This is a genomic window from uncultured Pseudoramibacter sp., from assembly GCF_903789625.1.
In the GTDB taxonomy this organism is placed as follows: domain Bacteria; phylum Bacillota; class Clostridia; order Eubacteriales; family Eubacteriaceae; genus Pseudoramibacter; species Pseudoramibacter fermentans.
In genome coordinates, this window is sequence record NZ_CAIFFF010000005.1 from 75924 (window position 1) to 94491 (window position 18568).

The window sequence follows — 18568 nt, forward strand, 5'->3', positions numbered from 1 at the left end:
TGAAACATTATGATATAATATCAGAAGTTTAAAATGGGAAAAAAGCGAATGTGAAGCACATCGCTGTACAGATTGTTGTATTTTAGTTTTAAACAAAGGGAGCGGGTTTGAATTACCCGCTTTTTTGCGATATAGTGAGAGATTCCATAAAGGATATAAATTTGAGAGGATTGGATACGATGGATAAATTTATCATTGAAGGCGGTTATCCGTTAAAAGGCGAAGTCCAGATCACCGGCGCGAAAAACGCGGTGCTGGGGCTGATTCCTGCGGCACTGTTGAGCCGCAACGTCGTGACGATCGACAACGTCCCGAGAATTGACGACGTCCGCAAAATGGTCGACATTTTAAGCCGAATCGGCGCGAAGGTCGACTGGCAGGACGACGTGCTCACCATCGATTCCCGAGATGAGCTGTCCTACGACTGTGCCCCTTATCAGGACGAAATCGGCGAAATGCGCGCGTCTTACTATCTGCTCGGCACGCTGCTGGGCCGCTACGGCAACGCGATTGTCCCGCTGCCCGGCGGCTGCAACATCGGCGACCGCCCCATTGACCAGCACATCAAGGGTTTTGAAGCCCTCGGCGCCGACGTGGTCATCGAACACGGCTGCGTCAAAATGCACGCCGATCATCTCCACGCGGCGGATATTTACATGGACGTCGTGTCGGTGGGGGCGACGATCAACGTGATGCTGGCGGCGGTTTTCGCCGAAGGCCGCACAGTCATCGAAAACGCCGCGAAGGAACCACACATCGTCGACGTGGCGAACTTCCTCAATAAAATGGGCGCCAACATCAAGGGCGCCGGTACGGACACCCTCCGCATCCACGGCGTGCAGGAGCTCCACGCCTGCTCCTATTCGGTGGTGCCCGACCAGATTACAGCCGGGACCTACATGATGGCCGCAGCGGCCACCAACGGCAATGTCCTCGTCAAGGGCGTCATTCCAAAGCACATGGAAAGTGTCACCGCGAAACTCAAGGAAATGGGCGCGGACGTCGTGAACGTCAACGGCGATTGCCTCCAGGTCAGCCACCAGGGCCGCCTGAAACGCTGTCACGTGAAGACCCTGCCCTACCCGGGCTTCCCGACTGACCTTCAGCAGCCGATGGCGGTTTTGATGTCCATCGCGGAGGGCAACAGCCGCCTCCACGAAAGCATTTTCGAAAATCGGTTCAAATACGTGGACGAGCTCAGAAAAATGGGGGCGCACATCTCGATCAACGGCCGGACGGCCATGATTGAAGGCGTGCCGGAGCTGTCGGGCACCAAAATTGCCGCAACCGATCTGCGCGCCGGCGCCGCGATGGTCATCGCCGCCCTTGTGGCCAAGGGCCGTTCGGAAATTACGGGCCTGAAATTCATCGATCGGGGTTACGAAAATCTCGAGGAAAATTTCAGAAATCTCGGCGCCCACATCGAACGGGTTACCGTGAAAAGTCATTTAGACGACTAATCTTAAGCAATACTTTACGCCCCATTCTGGGGCTTTTGTTTTTTAGAGTCATTTTAAGGATTACCGATTAAGATAAAAAACGTTAGAGGCATTAAATTATGAAATTTTGTAGTCTGTACAGCGGGTCGTCGGGCAATTGCCTGTTTGTTTCCCACGGCGCGACCCGGCTTCTCGTCGACGCCGGCCTGTCCGGGAAGAAGATCGAACAGGGCTTGATGTCCATCGATGAGCTGCCCGCGCAGATCGACGGCATTTTGATCACGCACGAGCACCGCGACCACATTCACGGCGCTGGGGTGTTGTCCCGCCGGTACGATCTGCCGATTTACGCCAACGCGGCCACCTGGGAAGCGATGGCGCCGGATATCGGCAAAATCGCCGGGCACAATATCCGCATGTTCGTGACCGGCGTCCCCTTTGCCATTGGCGATTTGGGCGTCGACACCTTCGGCATTTCCCACGACGCGGCCGACCCGGTGGGCTTCACCTTTGACAGCGGCGCCCACACTGTCGGCATTGCCACCGACACCGGCATCGTCTCGCCGGAAATCGCGCAGGCGCTGGCCGGACGGGATCTGGTGGTGCTCGAGAGCAACCACGACGCTGGGATGCTCGAAACCGGGCCCTACCCTTACGCGCTGAAGCACCGCATCGCCAGTAAGCTGGGACATTTGTCCAACGATACCGCCGGCGAAATGGCGGTCGATCTCGCGGAAAGCGGCGTGAAGCAGATCGTGCTGGCCCATTTGAGCCACGAAAACAATCTGCCGATTCTCGCCTACCAGACGACACAAAATTTCTTTAAACAGGCAGGCATCTCAGAAAAGGATACCCGGGTCGCCGTGGCCAGACGTCACGAGCGCTCCAGCGTCTTCGATTTGGGATGATCAGTTTAAGAAAAAACACAAGGAGTTTTGAAATGACGAAGCAGCGAAAAGATATCGAAGAATCCATCCACTCCACTCCGGCATTTCAAAATGATCTTTTTCCCGAGATCAATGAAAAAACGACCAGCCTTCCGGAAAAAGAAGAGGCGGACAGCCGCCAGTCCAGATTTGGAAATCACAGCCGCTCCTGGTGGTTCATGATGGATACGGTGATTGTCGGACTGGCGCTGGTCATCGTGCTGTTCACGATTTACTGCCATCAGGGGATGAAAAGCATCGCCGTTTCTGAAGAGGCGGCTGAAGCGGCGGGTGCAGCGCGTCTGGATCAGGCGGCCAGCACTTTAAACGGGGCCGTCCTCAACGTGACCTCCGGCTCTTCGTCCGGCACGGGCTTTGCGGTGACCACAGACGGGATGATCATGACCGCGGCGCACCTGATCACCACGACCGGCGCGGTTCAGGTCACCGATAAGAAAAAGAAGACCTACGCTGCGAAGGTGATCTGGTTGGACGCCGATTTGGATCTGGCGCTGATCAAGGTCTCCGGGGGCCACTTTAAACCGGCTGTGCTGTCCGACGAGGACCAGTTCTACAAGGGTGAAGTGGTGATGCAGCTCGGGCGCAGCGGCCACACCTACGCGACGAAAAAGGCGTCGATTCTCAATCCTGACGCCAACGTCCTCGCGTCCGACGGCAGCGGCTACGCGGTCCGGGATTTGATTCAGATCGACGGGGACAGCGCAGCGGGCACGCCGATCTGCGACAGCGATGGGCAGATCGTCGGGATGACCGTGAAGACGGACGCGGCAGGCACTTACGCGCTGCCGGCCTATTCCCTCGCGACGGTGCTCGATCAGGTGATCATGACCGGGACTTACGAACCCCGCACCATTGGGATCACCGGCGAAAGCGCCGATCAATTCAAGCTGCGCACCGGGAAGACCGCGTCCTTCGACAATGGTGTCGCGGTGCTGACGATAGCGCCGGGATCGGGCGCAGAAAAGGCAGGCGTCGCAGTGGGCGACGTCATCACCTCGGTAGAGGGCAAGTCTGTGAACAACCCGCGGGAAATGGCGGCGGTATTGGCCGATATGACGCCGGGCAGCAGGACGACGCTGACGGTGCACCGCGCCGGCGCCAAAGCTGGCAGTGCCGACGAACAGGTTGAGGTCGAGGTATCCGCGGTTCGTTAAATGAAACGGGTGCGTTCAAATCATAAAAATTGCTTAAAATGAGATGAATTCTTTTTTAGAATGGTTCTAATTAACATTGACGAGATTCCCGGATTGCGATAAGATAGAGCTGTTCTCAATTGAGAGAAGGAGAGCATATTCATCAATCACATTTGAATCATCAAAGGAGGTTTTTTAAATGGCAGATTTTTTAAGATGCAGAGCTGAAGAATTAAAGGGCACAAAAACCGAAAAGAATTTACAGGATGCCTTTGCGGGTGAATCCCAGGCACGTAATAAATACACCTATTTCGCAAGCAAAGCGAAGAGCGACGGCTACGTTCAGATTTCTGAACTGTTCACCGAAACCGCGAACAACGAAAAAGAACACGCCAAAATGTGGTACAAGATCCTCTACGGCGTCGGCGACACTCCGGACAACCTGCAGTCTGCAGCAGACGGCGAAGCTTACGAATGGACCGAAATGTACCCGAGAATGGCAAAAGAAGCAGAAGAAGAAGGCTTTGACGATATCGCCCGCCTGTTCCGGATGGTGGCGGACATCGAAAAACACCACGAAGAACGCTACAAAAAACTGCTCAAGAACATCAACGACGGTGTCGTGTTCTCAAGAGACGGCGATCAGATTTGGCAGTGCGGCAACTGCGGCCACATCGTGGTCGGCCCGAAGGCACCGGAAGTCTGCCCGGTCTGCGCACATCCGCAGAGCTACTTCAGAATTCAGGCTTTGAATTACTAAGATTTAAGCATTGCACTTAAAACAGCGCTTCGGCGCTGTTTTTATTTTTGCCATTTTTTATGTATACAATTGATTTCTTTTAGGGTAAAATAACCGTAAACGTTTTTAAGTATCTTTTTATAAAATTTAGAAAGCATGCTAAATAGGCGAAATCATTGATGAGAGGAGCGGATTATGAAATTCAGGCAATGGAAATGGCTTTTCGCGGTATTTCTCATTGCAGGCGCTGTTTTTCTGATGAGACCGCAGGCAGCGCTGGCGGCGGAAGCGGACGACAGCGCGGTGAACGCGCAGACGCCTGCGGCGGCTGTTACAGAGACCGTCCCTAACACCACTGGGGCGAATCAGGCCAGTACCGAGGCTGCCGCGCAGAATGCTGAAAGTGTGACCCAAGGGGACACCTCTTCGGATTCGGCAAAATCAACGGATGTGGCATCATCGACGCAGCCGGCAGAAAAAACGCAGGCTGCGGAAACTGGGGACACATCGAAACCCGCACAGCAGGATCAGACTGCACCTGCCACACAGCCAGCAGCGCCGAAATACGTCAAGACGGTCGAAGACGGCACCTACGTCATCGCGTCGCATCAAAACGGCTTCAAGGTGCTCGACGTTTCGGGCGGCAGTAAACAGAGCAAGGCCAATATTCAGCTTTACGACGCCAATGGGTCCAACGCACAGAAGTTCGACGTCAAATGGGTGGCGTCCGACGACGAAGATGGGGGCTATTACCTGATTGTCAATAAGGGCTCCGGCAAGGTTGTCGATATCTGCGGTGGCGCTGATGCTGATGGTACGAATATCTGGCAGTACGACCAAAACGGCACGGACGCTCAGAAATGGGAAATTCTTCCCGCTGGAGACGGCGCCTACTACATCCTGTCTAAAAAGAACGGCAAGGTGATTGACGTGCAGTACGGCAGTATGAAAAACGGCACCAATGTCTGGCTGTACAGCAAAAACGGCACGAAGGCCCAGAAATTTAATTTCTTGAAATCGGCCGCGAACATCTCGGTTAAGGACGGTGTCTACACGATCGTCTCGAAGCTGGACGACCAGAAGGTGCTCGATATTGCCGGCGGCTCGATGGGCTCCGGCGCCAATCTGCAGCTGTACAAAAACAACGGTACGGACGCGCAGAAATTTATCATCACCAAAACCGGCGGGACCTACCGGATCACCTCGTTAAACTCCGGCATGACGCTGGATATCGCGGGCGGGTCAAAAAAATCCGGCACCAATGTGCGCCAGTATTTCAACAACAACACGGCGGCGCAGCGCTGGGTGTTGCGGCACACCGGTGACGGTACCTGCTATTTTGCAGCGGGCAACAACGGCGCCAATGTGCTGGACGTCAGCGGCGGCAAAACGGCCGACGGCGCTAACCTTTGGGTTTACGCGGCCAATGGCTCGGATGCGCAGAAATTTTATCTGAAGGCCGTCGCCTACAATCCCATTACAGGCGAATTCATCTTCAAAAATGCGGCCAATCAGTCAGCGGTTTTGGATATCACGGGCGGCTCTCGGAAAATGCAGGCCAATCTCGAGCTTTACAGATCCAATAGCACCTGTGCGCAGAAATTTACGATTGTGAATCTCGGCAATGGGTTTGTCAAAATTCGAAATGAAAAATCCCGCCACGTGCTCGATGCAGCCGGCGCCAAAACGGCGAACGGCACCAATGTGCAGCAGTACCGCGACAACGGCACGATGGCGCAGAAATGGATCGTCCATCAAAACGCGGACGGCAGCTTTTCCTTCATCAACGCTAACAGCAGCCGGGTTTTGGACGCGGCTGGCGGCAAAACCGGCAACGGCACCAACATTCAGTTGTACAGCTTCAATAATTCGAAGGCGCAGAAATTTGTGCTGGCCAAGACGACCGGTACGGATTACGCGGCGATCGACTACAGCGTGCAGATGTACCGGCAATTGGACGCGATGGACCGAAAGGCGCAGGGCTATTCCAGCAGCACCGGCTACGCGATTCTCGTCGACTGTTCCCGCCACCTCGTTTCGATTTACAAAGGGTATCAAAACCATTGGACGCGCATCCAGCGCTACATCTGCGGTGACGGTGCGGCTAGAACGCCGACGAAAAAGGGCGTGTTCACCGTTGGCATCAAGGAAAGGTACTTCGGCAGCAGCTCCTACCGGTGCTGGTACGCAACGCAGTTCAGCGGCAATTATCTCTTCCACTCTGTGCTGTACTATCCAGCAAGTACGCCGTCGAGAGTTAAAGACGGCACGCTGGGCAGAGGGGTCTCTCACGGCTGCGTGCGGCTCGCGCTCAACAACGCCAAATGGATTTACGACAACATCCCAACAAATACGCGGGTTGTCGTCTACAGTTAAGACGGCAAATGACGATTTTTTAACAGCGCTTCGGCGCTGTTTTTTGTTTATCTAAAATTTTTTGAAATCCTGCGGCATATCGGCTAAGATAGACCCATGAAAACAGAACACACGAAACTTTTATTTTTTGATGTGGACGGCACCCTGGTCAATTTTCACAAGGTGCTGCCCGACTCCGCGGCGCGGGCGCTGAGGGCGGCCCAGCACGCCGGCCACAAGCTGGTGCTCTGCACCGGGCGCAGCGAGGCGGAGGTCTACCCCTTTTTGATGGATTTCGGCTTCGACGGCTACATTTTCGGTTCCGGCTCCCACGTGATCGCGGACGGACGGGAAATCGGCTGCCACGTCTTCGGCGCCGAGCGGATGCAGCGGGTCATGGCGATGCTGAACCGCGGCAACGTGCCGATGCTGATTCAGATGGCCCACATCGGCATCCTCTCCCCCAACGCGCTGGAATCCTTCCGGCGCTACCGCTTGTTTCAGGTGGGTGAAAGCGAATCGGTTTACGACGTCATTTCCCGGGCCATCGGCAAGGTCAAAGTCGACGTGGCCCGGGGGCTTTACGCCGACCATTATCCCGACGCCGACATGGTCGTCTACACCGGGGCGCCCTTCACCCGGGACGCATTCGAAGCCTGGCTCGCGCCGGTGAACCTCCGCGTGACCGCCAGCAGCCTGGAACCGGGCGACGCGAGCGCCGGCGAAATCACCCGGATCGGCGTCGACAAGGGCACCGCCATCGACGAGCTCATCGCGGCCGTCGGTGCGGACCGGTCGGACACCATCGCCTTCGGCGACGGCCCCAACGATCTCGAGATGTTCGACACCGCCGGGACCAGTGTGGTCATGGGCAACGGCGTCCCCGCAGCCAAGGCCCGAGCCGACCTTGTGACCGACGATATCGACGACGACGGCATCGCCAAGGCGATGGTGCGCCTTGGACTGATTCCGTCGGATTTTTAGAGGAACGGGACGATGAAAAAAGAAGATCTGATTCTCGTCATCGACATGCAGAACGTCTACCGCGAGGGCCAAGCGTGGGCCTGCCGGGATTTCGATGGCGCGGCCGCGCGGACGCTGCGCGTCGCTGAGGCGGCGGACCGCGAGGGCGTGCCTCTGATGGTGACGGCCTTTCTGCCGCCGGCGGCCCCCGAAGGGGATTGGCGGCATTACAACGAGAAGTACGCGGCGATCAACGCCGACCCGTGGCTCAACGCCCTGGCCGACGCCATCGCGCCCCTGGCTGACACCCACCCCTACTGCCCCAAATCGACCTACAACGCCCTGGACTGTCCGGAGGTTCGGGCGGCGGCTCTGCGGGCCCGGGACCGGGGCGGCCGCGTCGTCCTCACCGGCGTGGTCGCGGAGTGCTGCGTGCTGTGGACCGCCTGCGCGGCCATCGACCTCGGCTGCCACGTGCTCTACCTGACCGATGCGGTCTCGGGGCTGGACCGGCCGAAGGAGGCGGCGGCGGAGCTGGTGCTCTCCGGCTTGGCGCCCCTCCAGTGCGAGCTGATGACCACAGCGGATTATTTGGCGGAAACTTAAGTATCGGTAAAGCTGAAATAGGTTAAGTCCCATGGTTTGTTAAATATGGCTTGGAAGTTTGACCCGGTCAAGTATTTGTGATATAAACATAGACGGTTACCAATTGTTTTATAAAACTTAAACTCATTTATACAAACAGAAAGGACTTAATCAATTTATGAAATGTGAAGCACAGGACGTGCCGGATCCTCTAGAGACGGCAGATTTAAACGCGGAAGTTTTCAGTGACACCGTTCACGAAATTTGCGATTTCAACGAATTCTACACGGTGTACATGGGGATGCTCAACGACGGCTACCTGGATTCGGGATTTTCGATCACCGAATGCCGGACGCTGTTCGAGCTCAAGAAGCGGGACGGATGCCGGCTGAACGAACTGGCCGACGCGATGTACGTCGATCAGGGCTACATGAGCCGGATTATCAAGCGTTTCCGCAAAAAGGGCCTCGTGTCCAAGGAACCCTGCGAAGAGGACGGCCGGGCCTATTCCCTGCGGCTGACCGACAAAGGCCAGCGCGTTGTCGAAGAACTTTCTTCGATGATGGACAGCCGGGTCAGCTCCCAGATCGAAGGTCTGAGCACTGATGACTGCAAGAAGCTGAAATTGGCGATGGGCATGATCACCCACCTGCTCTCTCCCAGCTTGGCGGAAGCCTAAACCGCGACTATGATTTAACAGATCTCGAGGATTGATTCCCGAGGTCTGTTTTTTATTTGTGCTTTTATTGTGCTGTTTATTCTGTTCATCGAAAGGAGGCCGACATGTCTGTCCATAAATGTCAATGTTCATACACCGACCAGCGTCATTTCTGCATTTCCCATATCCGTCTGTTTGAGCGGCTGCCAATGGCGATTCAGGGTCAGCTCGTTGCCCGGGCGGTCCATTCCGTTCACGCCCGGGGCACTGCGCTGGTCCGGGAAGGCGATCCCATCGATTCGGTGCTGATTATTCAGCGCGGCAAGGTCAAGATTGCCAGTACAGACGCCTCAGGGGAGGAACACATTCTCGACGTCCTCCACGATGGCCAGGCCATTTGGCACGGCATTTTCTTGAAGGATCACATCTACCATTACGACGTGATCTGCCTCGAGCCGGTGACCCTCTGCGAAATCCCCCGGGACGCGCTGACCGAGGTGCTCGAGCGCCATCCCGAGACGGTGATCCATTTGATCGAGATGCTCTCCACCGAGCTCGACGAGGCCGAAAAAAAGGTCATCATCCTGTCGATTCGGGATCCCCGCCGGCGCATCGCCCAGTTCCTGCTCTACCGGGACGCCCGCTGCCTCGACCGGGACGTGGAGCTCAAGCTCGAGGATATCGCCTCGTCGGTGAACCTCCGGGTCGAGACCGTCAGCCGCCATCTGACCCAGCTGGAGCGGGACGGCTATATCAAACGGATTGGCCGCGGGAAGCTCCGGGTGCTGGATCGGCAGGCGCTGTCCGCCTACGTCGACAGCGAATGACGGCGGCCGATCAAATTGAAAATCGATGAAAATCCGGCGCGGCCTAAAAAATTTTTCACAAAAAAATAAAATTTCGCTTTTTATTTGATTTGAATCAAAGAACGGAGCCCGAGAAGGTGTTACATTATGGGTGTCTTAAAGATGAGACACCCAAACGAGTGCTTGTCTTTCAGACAGGCACTTATTTTTTTAGATGGCTTTTGATACACACGATGAAGGAGGCGGTGACATGGCATCAGTACAAGGCAGGATTCATTCCATTGAGACCTTTGGGTCAGTGGACGGGCCGGGGATTCGGTTTGTGATTTTCGTGCAGGGCTGTGCGATGCGGTGCCGCTTCTGTCACAACGCCGACACCTGGGACTGCAGCGCTGGGACGCTGCGCACGCCGGAGGATTTGATCGCCCAGGCCAAGCGCTACCGGCCCTATTGGGGCGGCGGTGGCGGCATCACCGTCTCGGGCGGCGAACCGCTGCTGCAGATCGATTTTCTGCTGGCGCTGTTCAAGCTGGCCAAGGCGGAGGGCATCCACACCGCCATCGACACGGCGGGCCAGCCCTTTACCGATCACGGCCCCTGGTACGACAAGTTCGTCGAATTGATGGGGCTGACCGATCTGGTGATTGCCGACATCAAGACGATGGACCCGAACCACCACAAATGGCTCACCGGCGTGCCCAACGCCAACATCCACCAGATGCTCAGGACCGTTTCGGACATGGACGTGCCGCTGTGGATTCGGCAGGTGCTGGTGCCCGGCATCACCGACGACCCCGAAGGGCTCAAGGCGGAGCGGGCCTTCATCGACAGCTTAAACACCGTCGAAAAGGTCGAGGTGCTCCCCTACCACACGATGGGCGCTTACAAATGGGAAGCCCTCGGGCTGACCTACTCCCTCGAGGGGATCGACCCGCCGACGCCGGAACAGGTGCAGGCGGCTGAGGCGATCCTCGTCCCCGGGAAAACACAGGCTTAAAAGCCGGCGGCCCCGCCGCCGATGACAATATTAAAGATAAAAATAAATGGTTTTGGTTTTGTAGGATTTTAGTATAAAGGAGAATGACAATGGCAAACGCATGGCGTAATTTTAACGGCGACCTGTGGAAAGAAGACATCGACGTTCGGGATTTCATTCAGAAGAACTACACCCCCTACGACGGCGACGAATCTTTCCTGGAAGGGCCGACTGACGCGACGACCGAACTCTGGAATCAGGTTCAGGCCCTGCAGAAGGAAGAACGGGCCAAGGGCGGCGTGCTCGACTGCGAAACGGAAGTGGTCTCTGGGCTGACGGCTTACGGCCCGGGCTACATCGGCAAGGACACCAAGGCTCTTGAAAAAATCGTCGGCCTCCAGACGGACAAACCGCTGAAACGGGCCTTCATGCCCTACGGCGGCTACAAAATGGCCAAGGAAGCCGCGGAAACCTACGGCTATCAGATCAATCCGAAATACGATCAGATCTTCAACGAATATCACAAGACCCACAACCAGGCGGTCTTTGACGCCTACACCCCGGAAATGCGGCGCGCCCGCCACGCCCACATCGTCACCGGGCTGCCGGATACCTACGGCCGGGGCCGAATCGTCGGCGACTACCGCCGCGTGGCGCTGTACGGCGTGGACTATTTGATCGAAAAGAAGGAAGCAGACAAGCTCAACTGCGGTGACGGCACGATGACCGACGATGTGGTCCGCCTCCGCGAAGAAATTACCGACCAGATCAACGCCCTCAAGGGCCTGAAGGCTATGGCTCAGATCTACGGCTGCGACATCTCGAAGCCGGCTGTCAACGCCCACGAAGCGGTCCAGTGGCTGTACTTCGGCTACCTCGGCGCGATCAAGACCCAGAACGGCGCGGCGATGTCCGTCGGCCGCATCTCCACCTTCCTCGACATCTACATCGACCGCGACTTAAAAGAAGGCACCTTGACCGAAAAGGAAGCCCAGGAACTCATCGACCACTTGGTCATGAAGTTCAGAATGGTCAAATTCGCGCGGATCCCGAGCTACAACGAACTCTTCTCCGGCGACCCGGTTTGGGCGACGCTGGAAATGGCCGGCACCGGTCTCGACGGCCGCTCGATGGTCACGAAGAACGACTTCCGTTTCCTCCACACCCTGGAAAACATGGGGCCGGCACCGGAACCGAACCTGACCGTGCTCTACTCCCCGCGCCTGCCGGAAGCCTTCAAGCATTACGCTTCCAAGATTTCGATCAAAACTTCGGCGATCCAGTACGAAAACGACGACGTGATGAAACCCTTCTGGGGCGACGACTACAGCATCTGCTGCTGCGTCTCCGCGACCCAGACTGGGAAGGAAATGCAGTTCTTCGGCGCCCGCGCCAACCTGGCGAAGGCCCTGCTCTACGCGATCAACGGCGGCAAGGACGAAAAATTCAAGAACAAGGACGGCTCGCCGATGCAGGTCGGCCCGGAATACGCGCCGATCACTTCAGATGTGCTCGACTACGACGAAGTGGCCCACAAATACGACCAGATGCTCGACTGGCTGGCCGGGCTGTACGTCAATATCCTGAACCTGATCCAGTACATGCACGATAAGTATTACTACGAAGCGGAAGAAATGGCGCTGATCGACACCGATGTGCGCCGCACCTTCGCCACCGGCATCGCGGGCTTCTCCCACGTGGTCGACTCCCTGTCGGCGATCAAATACGCGAAGGTCACCGCGATCCGCGACGACTACGGCGTCACCAAGGACTTCAAGATCGAAGGGGACTTCCCGCGCTACGGCAACGACGACCCGAGAGCGGACGACATCGCGGTCAAGCTCCTCCACGCCTTCTTAGACAAGATCAAGAAGCATCACACCTACCGCAACTCCGAACCGACGACATCGATTCTGACCATCACCTCCAACGTCGTGTACGGCAAGGCCACTGGCGCGCTGCCGGACGGCCGCCCCGCCTTCACCCCCTTCGCACCTGGGGCCAACCCGGCTTACGGCGCTGAAGAAAACGGCCTGCTGGCGTCGCTGAACTCGGTTGCCAAGGTGCCGTACAAGTACGCCCTCGACGGCATCTCCAACACCCAGACCATCCATCCGGACGCTTTGGGCCACGACGACGGCGAACGCAACGGCAAGATGGTCAACGTGCTCGACGGCTACTTCAGCCAGGGCGCCCATCATTTGAACGTCAACGTCTTCGGACTTGACAAGCTTAAGGACGCGATGGCACATCCGGAAAAACCGGAATACGCGAACTTTACGATCCGCGTCAGCGGCTACGCGGTCAAATTCATCGACCTGACCCGCGAACAACAGCTGGACGTCATCGCCAGAAATGCCCATCGGGCCCTGTAAGGAAAATCAGAGAGAGACCACGGTTTATTGTATTGGGACGGCTTGCAGCCGTCCTTTTTTTTCGTTATGATAGGACAAAATCAATCTGTAAACGAAAAATATGCTGAAGGAGGCCTGACGATGGCAAGGGAATATTGGAAGCCGGCGAATCTGCTTTACCCGATTCCGGCGGTGTTGGTGAGCGCGGTGGACGCAGAGGGCCGGCCCAACGTGATGACCGCCGCCTGGGCGGGAACCGTGTGCTCGGACCCGGTGATGGTGTCGGTGTCCATACGGAAGTCGCGCTACACCCACGCGCTGATCAGCCGCTCCGGCGAGTTCGTCATTTCGCTGACGACAGAGCGCCTGGCCCGGGCGGCGGATTACTGCGGCGTGAAATCGGGCCGGGATGTGGACAAGTTCGCGGCGATGCACATCCATCCCAGCCCGTCGCGGAAAGTTGCGGCGCCGGGCGTCGCTGAGAGCCCGGTGTGTCTCGAGTGCAGGGTGACCCAGGTGCTGGAGCTTGGCTCCCACGATATGTTTGTCGCCGAGGTGGTGTCCACCGACGTGGACCCGCAGTATCTGGATGAGCGCGGCCGCTTCGATCTGGACCGGGCCCATCTGATCGCCTATTCCCACGGCGGCTATTTCGTCCTCGGCGACTGCCTCGGCCGCTTCGGCTACTCGGTGCGGAAGCCCAAGGCTCAGGCTAAAAAGGGCAAGGCGCGCAAAACGGCTGCCGCCAAAGATCAAGGCCGACCGTCCCGCCATCATCGCAAAAGCAGCGGCAGAAAGGCCAAGGGTGCGAAGTCTAATCAGGCTAAGGGCGCCGCACAGAAAAAACGTTCAGCCAAAAGCCGGAAGCGCCGCCGGATTTATCCCCATTGATGTCCACTTTTCCACAGATTTCGGCAGTGTCATTTTTTAGAGTGCGGCTTAAATGTTTTTTTGTGGGAAGAGTTGAAGAAATTTTACAGAAAATACCTGTGAATAATTGTATTTTAAACAAAAAATGACACCTTTATTGTCAAATAAGGGTGTCATATTTTTGTGTTTGATTGTTCAGATTATTACTCCGCCATCGCGAGCATCTGGCATACCAGCACAAAACTGTGGCGGATGGCCATCGGCAGGAATTCGTCGTAGGTCAGCGTCGGCGCATCCTTGTCGGCGTTGTCGGAAATCGCGCGGATGATGACAAAAGGTACATCGTTCAGCGCGGCCGCCTGCGCAATGGCCGCCCCTTCCATTTCCACCGCGGCCGGCTTAAAGGTATTCTGGATCGCGTCCGCCCGGGGACCGCCGGCGATAAACTGGTCGCCGCTGGCAATGCGCCCGACGCTGAATCCCGCGCCGTCCATTTCGTCCCGGCAGGCTTCGTAAGCCCGCGACGCCAAATCGATCAGCGACGTCGCCGCCTTGAAATCCCACTCCGGCAGATCCGGAATTTCCCCCGGGGCAAACCCGCGGACCGTCACGTCGAAATCGTGCTGCACCGCGTCGGTAGAGACCACCAGATCCCCCTGGTGGATATCTTCAGCCGTCGTCCCGGCGACGCCGACGTTGATCAGCGCGTCAATCGGGAAATGGGAGCACAGCGCCTGGGCACAGACCGCGGCGTTCACCTTCCCGACCCCGCACTGCACGAGGACCACCGACTGGCCGCAGAGGGTGCCCTCGGTGAAGGTCAAGCCCGAGATGACCGAGGTCTCGCGGATGTCCATCGCTTCGCGGAAGGGCGCCATTTCCTCTTCCATCGGGCAGATCAGCCCGAACAGCGGCATCGTTTTGGCGTCGCTTTGGATCGCCTTGTGCATGCCCTTGAAAAACCCAACGCCCGCGCCAATCGCCGCGCCGGCGCCGAGGGCAATGCCGCCAATCACTTTTACTGGATTCTTTTTCATACCGTTCTCCTTAAATGTGGATCAATTTTAGGTTATGGCCCCGAACGGGCCTTGTCCTTGTATTGTATATAAAACACCGAATAAACGCAAACGAGGGGGCGGCTGCCCCCTCATCCCTGTGCTGTTGGCCGGTATCAATACCCTCTGAAATCGTCGGTGACGATGCGGTCCGCCGCGACACCGAGGCCCGTCAGCGTGTCGGCAAAGGCCTTGTTCATGCCCGGCGAGCCGGCGATCAGGTATTCGGCGTCGCTGCCGTTGGCCTTCGCGTAGGTGTCGACCCCGCCGGTGAAATCGTCCCGGTTCGAGATCAGCTGCAGGTCAACGTTGGGCAGCGTGCTTCGGACTTCGTCCCAGAACGGGCCGTAGGCGAATTCGCCGCGGTCGTCGGAGTAGAGCACCGTCACTTTTTTGGACGTGTCATGGCGGGCAGCCATGTCTTTCAAGAGGGAGCGGATCGGCGTGATGCCGATGCCCCCGGCGATGACCAGGGCGCGGTCTGTCGTGTCGTGGAAGGTGTAGCTGCCAAGGGGATTGGCGACGAGCATCACGTCCCCGGGCTTGACGCGGTTGAGCAGAATATCCTTGAAGTCGGAATGGGGTTCAGCGATGCGCGTCGTGAACATCAAAAAGCCGTCTGTCGGCGCGGACGCGATCGTGAACACCCGTCCGGGCTTTTCGTCGGGACTAACGGTGTAATCCTGAAAGCGCCACAGCGCGTGCTGGCCCGCCGTCCAGGTGTAGCCGTCCGGAATCTCGAGGATAAAACTGTAGGTGTCTGAGGTTTCCTTCACAATTTGCGAAATCGCAGCTGGATAAAGTTTCATCGTAAAACCCTCCTGTTTTTTGATCTCATTATAAAAAAGAATCCTTAATAAACAGCTATAACAGAAATTGCGGAAAATTTAAAAAGATATGGTAAAATAGAAACATCTTTAAAATTCAGAAAAACCATGACTAAAAAGAAAAAACAGAAAGGAGACCCATGGACATCAGGCATTACGAAGAAATGGGCGCCGAGGATCTGCGCTTCGCGATCCTCATCGACGGCGACAACATTTCAGCCAAATACATCGAAGGCATTTTGAACGAAATGGCCAATTACGGTGTCGCGACCTACAAGCGGATCTACGGCGACTGGACGAGCCCGGGCGCGGCCAAATGGCGCGACGAGCTCCTCTCCAAATCCATCACGCCGATTCAGCAGTTCGCCAACGTCACCGGGAAGAACGCCACCGACTCCGCCCTGATCATCGACGCGATGGACATCCTGTACGGCGGTATGGTCGACGGGTTCTGCATCGTGTCCAGCGATTCCGACTTCACCCGGCTGGCCAGCCGCCTCCGGGAATCGGGAATGCGGGTCATCGGCATGGGCGAGGACAAAACCCCCCGCTCCTTTAGAAACGCCTGCACCAAATTCATCAGCCTCGAAAACATCCTGGACACCTACGAACAGGAAATCGACGAGCCGGCGGCGAGGTCGGGCCACAGCGCCGACAAGGCCGAGCCCCACACCGCGCGGAAGGCCGTCGAGAACACCATCGCCAACATCATCACCGAGAACGCCAATAAGGGCAAGGCCACCGGCCTCGGCGAGGTGGGCAGCCGGCTCAACAACAAATACCCGGATTTCGACGTCCGGGACTACGGCTACTCGCTGCTGTCTAAATTTTTAGAGGAATCCAGCCGGTTCACCGTGAACAAGACCGGCCGCTCCCAGACCGTCGCCCTCGCCGAAGGGGGCGTCTCAGAGCGTCAGGTGACGGCCTACATCGTCGGGAAGGTGAAGAGCGCCGGCCGAAACGGCATCGAGCTGGGCTACCTCGGCAACCTCGTCCATACCAACTTCCCGGGATTCAGCTGGAAGGACAAGGGCTATTCCAAATTCTCGAAATTCGTCCAGCACATCCGCCCCGTCGACATCGTCGACGACAGCCACGGCAGCCGGGCGGTCATCCGCAAAGCGAGAGGAGATAAAAAATGAAAATCGTAAAGAAAACCGTCCGCACGACGGCCCACACCCAGATGCTCGACATCACCAACACCGTCGCTGAGGCCGTCAGAGACTCGGGCGTGACCGACGGGATCGCCGTCGTCTGGATTCCCCACACCACCGCGGCGGTGACGGTCAACGAAAACACCGACCCCAACGTGTGCCTGGATATTTCCCGGGAAATAAACAAAATCGTGCCCTGGGAGGACGGCTACCGCCATCTGGAAGGCAACTCGGCGGCCCACCTCAAATCGTCGCTGTTCGGCGTCTCCCAGACGATTCTCGTCGAAGACGGCGCGCTGGTGCTGGGCACGTGGCAGGACGTGTACTTCACGGAATTCGACGGCCCGCGGACCCGACAGGTCTGGATCAAGGTCATCGAAGGCTGATTGATTAGAAAGAGAGACTATGCAGAATATCGATTTATCTAAAGTGAAAAAGGGCGACAGCCTGCTGGGGTATTTGTTCATCAAATCCCAAACCGTTAAAACCTCGGCCAACGGGAGCCGCTACTTCAACATGACGCTGACCGACCGCGACTTCAACGGCATGAACGCCAAAATGTGGGACGTCAAGCCCGTCGACGAGGACGAGTTTACCGAAGGCAATTTGGTCAAGGTCAAGGCCAAGGTTCAGGAATACAACAACAATTTGCAGATCATCGTCAACCGGATGCGGCTGACCAACGAAGGGGACGACGTCGACATCAACGACTTTGTCGAATCCGCCCCGGCCGACATCCAGGGGATGTACAACGACTTGATCGACACGATCAACAGCTTTCAAAACAAGGACATGAAGCTGCTGGTCGGGACGATGATCCAGGACAAGCGGGACGCGCTGATGTACTTCCCGGCGGCCAAGCGGATGCACCACGCCTACAAGGGCGGGCTGCTCTACCACACCTGGTCGATGCTCCGGGACGCCAAGGCTCTGGCGCCGCTCTACCCCTTCCTCGACGCCGAGCTGCTCTACGCCGGCGTCATGCTCCACGACCTCGGGAAATCCGTCGAGATGCTTTCGGATGCGAACGGGTCGGTGTCGGATTACTCTAAAGAGGGCAAACTGCTCGGCCACATCATCACCGGCGTCGTCGCCATCGACGAATATGGCAAGAAGCTCGGCACCGATCCCGAGCTGGTGCTCCAGCTCAAGCACATGGTGCTGTCCCACCACTACGAACCCGAATTCGGCTCGCCGACGAAGCCGATGTTCGCCGAAGCGGAAATGCTGCACTATCTGGACGTCATCGACGCCCGGATGAACACGATGGAAAAGATTCAGGCCAACACCAAACCCGGCGGCTTCTCTGAAAAGGTCTGGGGCCTCGAAGGCATCCAGGTGTACCACCGGCCGGACGCCAAGGCATGATCCGGACTATCGTCTGGATCGACGCCTTAGACGAAGCGCTTGATCCAATTGAAGAGGCCCGGCTGACGCTGCTGCTCGAGCGCCTCGGCAGGGCCGGCATCGACGTCGCCCGCTGGGACGCGCTGAGTGTCCCCGAGGGGCTGACGGTTGAGGCAGTGCCGGCGCTGGTCATCGACGGCGAGGTGAAATGCGCCGGGCGTCACCCGAGCGCGGAAGAATGGCGGCAGTGGATTGATTTTGACGCGCTGCCCCGCAGCTGCGGCTGTGCGGCGGGCGGCTGTGCCGGCTGCCCGGGACGGGCGGTGTGTCACGGAGCGTGAAGAAAAAAGCGTAAAACAA

General features: G+C 57.2%; 18 protein-coding genes. 16 read left to right on the forward strand and 2 right to left on the reverse strand.

Features of this window, described 5'->3' with window-relative positions:
* Positions 1-179 precede the first annotated feature (179 nt).
* The 12 genes from QZX60_RS04500 to QZX60_RS04555 all read left to right on the forward strand — a co-directional run bounded on the left by QZX60_RS04500 (position 180) and on the right by QZX60_RS04555 (position 13846).
* Positions 180-1460, forward strand: coding sequence for a UDP-N-acetylglucosamine 1-carboxyvinyltransferase (locus QZX60_RS04500; protein WP_295361823.1), 1281 nt, complete (start codon positions 180-182; stop codon positions 1458-1460).
* A gap of 98 nt (positions 1461-1558) precedes the next feature.
* Positions 1559-2347, forward strand: a complete 789-nt coding sequence (locus QZX60_RS04505) for an MBL fold metallo-hydrolase (protein ID WP_295361825.1) — start codon at positions 1559-1561, stop codon at positions 2345-2347.
* 32 nt (positions 2348-2379) lie between these two features.
* Positions 2380-3540, forward strand: a complete 1161-nt coding sequence (locus QZX60_RS04510; protein WP_295361827.1) for a S1C family serine protease — start codon at positions 2380-2382, stop codon at positions 3538-3540.
* Between the two features lie 178 nt (positions 3541-3718).
* Positions 3719-4279, forward strand: a complete 561-nt coding sequence (rbr, locus tag QZX60_RS04515; protein WP_295361829.1) for a rubrerythrin — start codon at positions 3719-3721, stop codon at positions 4277-4279.
* Between the two features lie 174 nt (positions 4280-4453).
* On the forward strand, positions 4454-6634 hold the full coding sequence (locus QZX60_RS04520) for an RICIN domain-containing protein (RefSeq protein WP_295361831.1): 2181 nt from the start codon (positions 4454-4456) through the stop codon (positions 6632-6634).
* 96 nt (positions 6635-6730) lie between these two features.
* Entirely contained in the window at positions 6731-7597 is an 867-nt protein-coding gene (locus tag QZX60_RS04525) for an HAD hydrolase family protein (RefSeq protein WP_295361832.1), read from the forward strand.
* Between the two features lie 12 nt (positions 7598-7609).
* Positions 7610-8182 (forward strand): cysteine hydrolase family protein, encoded by a 573-nt coding sequence (locus QZX60_RS04530; protein WP_295361834.1) that lies wholly within the window; start codon positions 7610-7612, stop codon positions 8180-8182.
* 157 nt (positions 8183-8339) lie between these two features.
* Positions 8340-8840, forward strand: a complete 501-nt coding sequence (locus tag QZX60_RS04535; protein ID WP_295361835.1) for a MarR family winged helix-turn-helix transcriptional regulator — start codon at positions 8340-8342, stop codon at positions 8838-8840.
* Between the two features lie 104 nt (positions 8841-8944).
* Entirely contained in the window at positions 8945-9646 is a 702-nt protein-coding gene (locus QZX60_RS04540; RefSeq protein ID WP_295361837.1) for a Crp/Fnr family transcriptional regulator, read from the forward strand.
* Positions 9647-9875: 229 nt separating this feature from the next.
* On the forward strand, positions 9876-10622 hold the full coding sequence (gene pflA, locus QZX60_RS04545) for a pyruvate formate-lyase-activating protein (RefSeq protein WP_295361839.1): 747 nt from the start codon (positions 9876-9878) through the stop codon (positions 10620-10622).
* An 89-nt stretch (positions 10623-10711) separates the two neighbouring features.
* The gene (gene pflB, locus QZX60_RS04550; protein WP_295361840.1) at positions 10712-12976 is read left to right on the forward strand and encodes a formate C-acetyltransferase; all 2265 of its coding nucleotides are present in this window, start codon (positions 10712-10714) and stop codon (positions 12974-12976) included.
* Between the two features lie 120 nt (positions 12977-13096).
* Entirely contained in the window at positions 13097-13846 is a 750-nt protein-coding gene (locus QZX60_RS04555; protein WP_295361842.1) for a flavin reductase family protein, read from the forward strand.
* A 182-nt stretch (positions 13847-14028) separates the two neighbouring features.
* On the opposite strand, the gene QZX60_RS04560 is transcribed toward QZX60_RS04555, so the two are convergent.
* Positions 14029-14862, reverse strand: coding sequence for a 5'-methylthioadenosine/adenosylhomocysteine nucleosidase (locus QZX60_RS04560; protein ID WP_295361844.1), 834 nt, complete (start codon positions 14860-14862; stop codon positions 14029-14031).
* Between the two features lie 134 nt (positions 14863-14996).
* Positions 14997-15689: a ferredoxin--NADP reductase gene (locus QZX60_RS04565; protein WP_295361846.1), complete on the reverse strand. Its 693-nt coding sequence runs from the start codon at positions 15687-15689 to the stop codon at positions 14997-14999.
* Positions 15690-15847: 158 nt separating this feature from the next.
* On the opposite strand from QZX60_RS04565, the gene QZX60_RS04570 reads away from it, so the two are divergent.
* The 4 genes from QZX60_RS04570 to QZX60_RS04585 are packed head-to-tail and all read left to right on the forward strand — an operon-like array spanning position 15848 to position 18549.
* Positions 15848-16849 (forward strand): NYN domain-containing protein, encoded by a 1002-nt coding sequence (locus QZX60_RS04570; protein WP_295361847.1) that lies wholly within the window; start codon positions 15848-15850, stop codon positions 16847-16849.
* Entirely contained in the window at positions 16846-17247 is a 402-nt protein-coding gene (locus QZX60_RS04575; RefSeq protein ID WP_295361848.1) for a secondary thiamine-phosphate synthase enzyme YjbQ, read from the forward strand. Before QZX60_RS04570 ends, QZX60_RS04575 begins: the two co-directional genes overlap by 4 nt.
* 19 nt (positions 17248-17266) lie before the next feature.
* On the forward strand, positions 17267-18229 hold the full coding sequence (locus tag QZX60_RS04580) for a 3'-5' exoribonuclease YhaM family protein (protein ID WP_295361850.1): 963 nt from the start codon (positions 17267-17269) through the stop codon (positions 18227-18229).
* A complete protein-coding gene (locus QZX60_RS04585; RefSeq protein ID WP_295361852.1) occupies positions 18226-18549 on the forward strand; it encodes a thioredoxin family protein in 324 nt (107 codons plus the stop codon). The genes QZX60_RS04580 and QZX60_RS04585 overlap by 4 nt, the downstream gene beginning before the upstream one ends.
* The last annotated feature ends 19 nt before the right edge of the window (positions 18550-18568 follow it).

Coding starts and splice junctions, on each gene's coding strand:
- QZX60_RS04525 (WP_295361832.1), top strand. CDS start 6,731: ATGAAAACAGAACACACGAAACTTTTATTTTTTGATGTGGACGGCACC.
- QZX60_RS04540 (WP_295361837.1), top strand. CDS start 8,945: ATGTCTGTCCATAAATGTCAATGTTCATACACCGACCAGCGTCATTTC.
- QZX60_RS04505 (WP_295361825.1), top strand. CDS start 1,559: ATGAAATTTTGTAGTCTGTACAGCGGGTCGTCGGGCAATTGCCTGTTT.
- QZX60_RS04510 (WP_295361827.1), top strand. CDS start 2,380: ATGACGAAGCAGCGAAAAGATATCGAAGAATCCATCCACTCCACTCCG.
- QZX60_RS04530 (WP_295361834.1), top strand. CDS start 7,610: ATGAAAAAAGAAGATCTGATTCTCGTCATCGACATGCAGAACGTCTAC.
- QZX60_RS04560 (WP_295361844.1), bottom strand. CDS start 14,862: ATGAAAAAGAATCCAGTAAAAGTGATTGGCGGCATTGCCCTCGGCGCC.
- QZX60_RS04535 (WP_295361835.1), top strand. CDS start 8,340: ATGAAATGTGAAGCACAGGACGTGCCGGATCCTCTAGAGACGGCAGAT.
- pflB (WP_295361840.1), top strand. CDS start 10,712: ATGGCAAACGCATGGCGTAATTTTAACGGCGACCTGTGGAAAGAAGAC.
- QZX60_RS04585 (WP_295361852.1), top strand. CDS start 18,226: ATGATCCGGACTATCGTCTGGATCGACGCCTTAGACGAAGCGCTTGAT.
- QZX60_RS04565 (WP_295361846.1), bottom strand. CDS start 15,689: ATGAAACTTTATCCAGCTGCGATTTCGCAAATTGTGAAGGAAACCTCA.
- QZX60_RS04520 (WP_295361831.1), top strand. CDS start 4,454: ATGAAATTCAGGCAATGGAAATGGCTTTTCGCGGTATTTCTCATTGCA.
- QZX60_RS04555 (WP_295361842.1), top strand. CDS start 13,097: ATGGCAAGGGAATATTGGAAGCCGGCGAATCTGCTTTACCCGATTCCG.
- QZX60_RS04575 (WP_295361848.1), top strand. CDS start 16,846: ATGAAAATCGTAAAGAAAACCGTCCGCACGACGGCCCACACCCAGATG.
- pflA (WP_295361839.1), top strand. CDS start 9,876: ATGGCATCAGTACAAGGCAGGATTCATTCCATTGAGACCTTTGGGTCA.
- QZX60_RS04570 (WP_295361847.1), top strand. CDS start 15,848: ATGGACATCAGGCATTACGAAGAAATGGGCGCCGAGGATCTGCGCTTC.
- rbr (WP_295361829.1), top strand. CDS start 3,719: ATGGCAGATTTTTTAAGATGCAGAGCTGAAGAATTAAAGGGCACAAAA.
- QZX60_RS04500 (WP_295361823.1), top strand. CDS start 180: ATGGATAAATTTATCATTGAAGGCGGTTATCCGTTAAAAGGCGAAGTC.
- QZX60_RS04580 (WP_295361850.1), top strand. CDS start 17,267: ATGCAGAATATCGATTTATCTAAAGTGAAAAAGGGCGACAGCCTGCTG.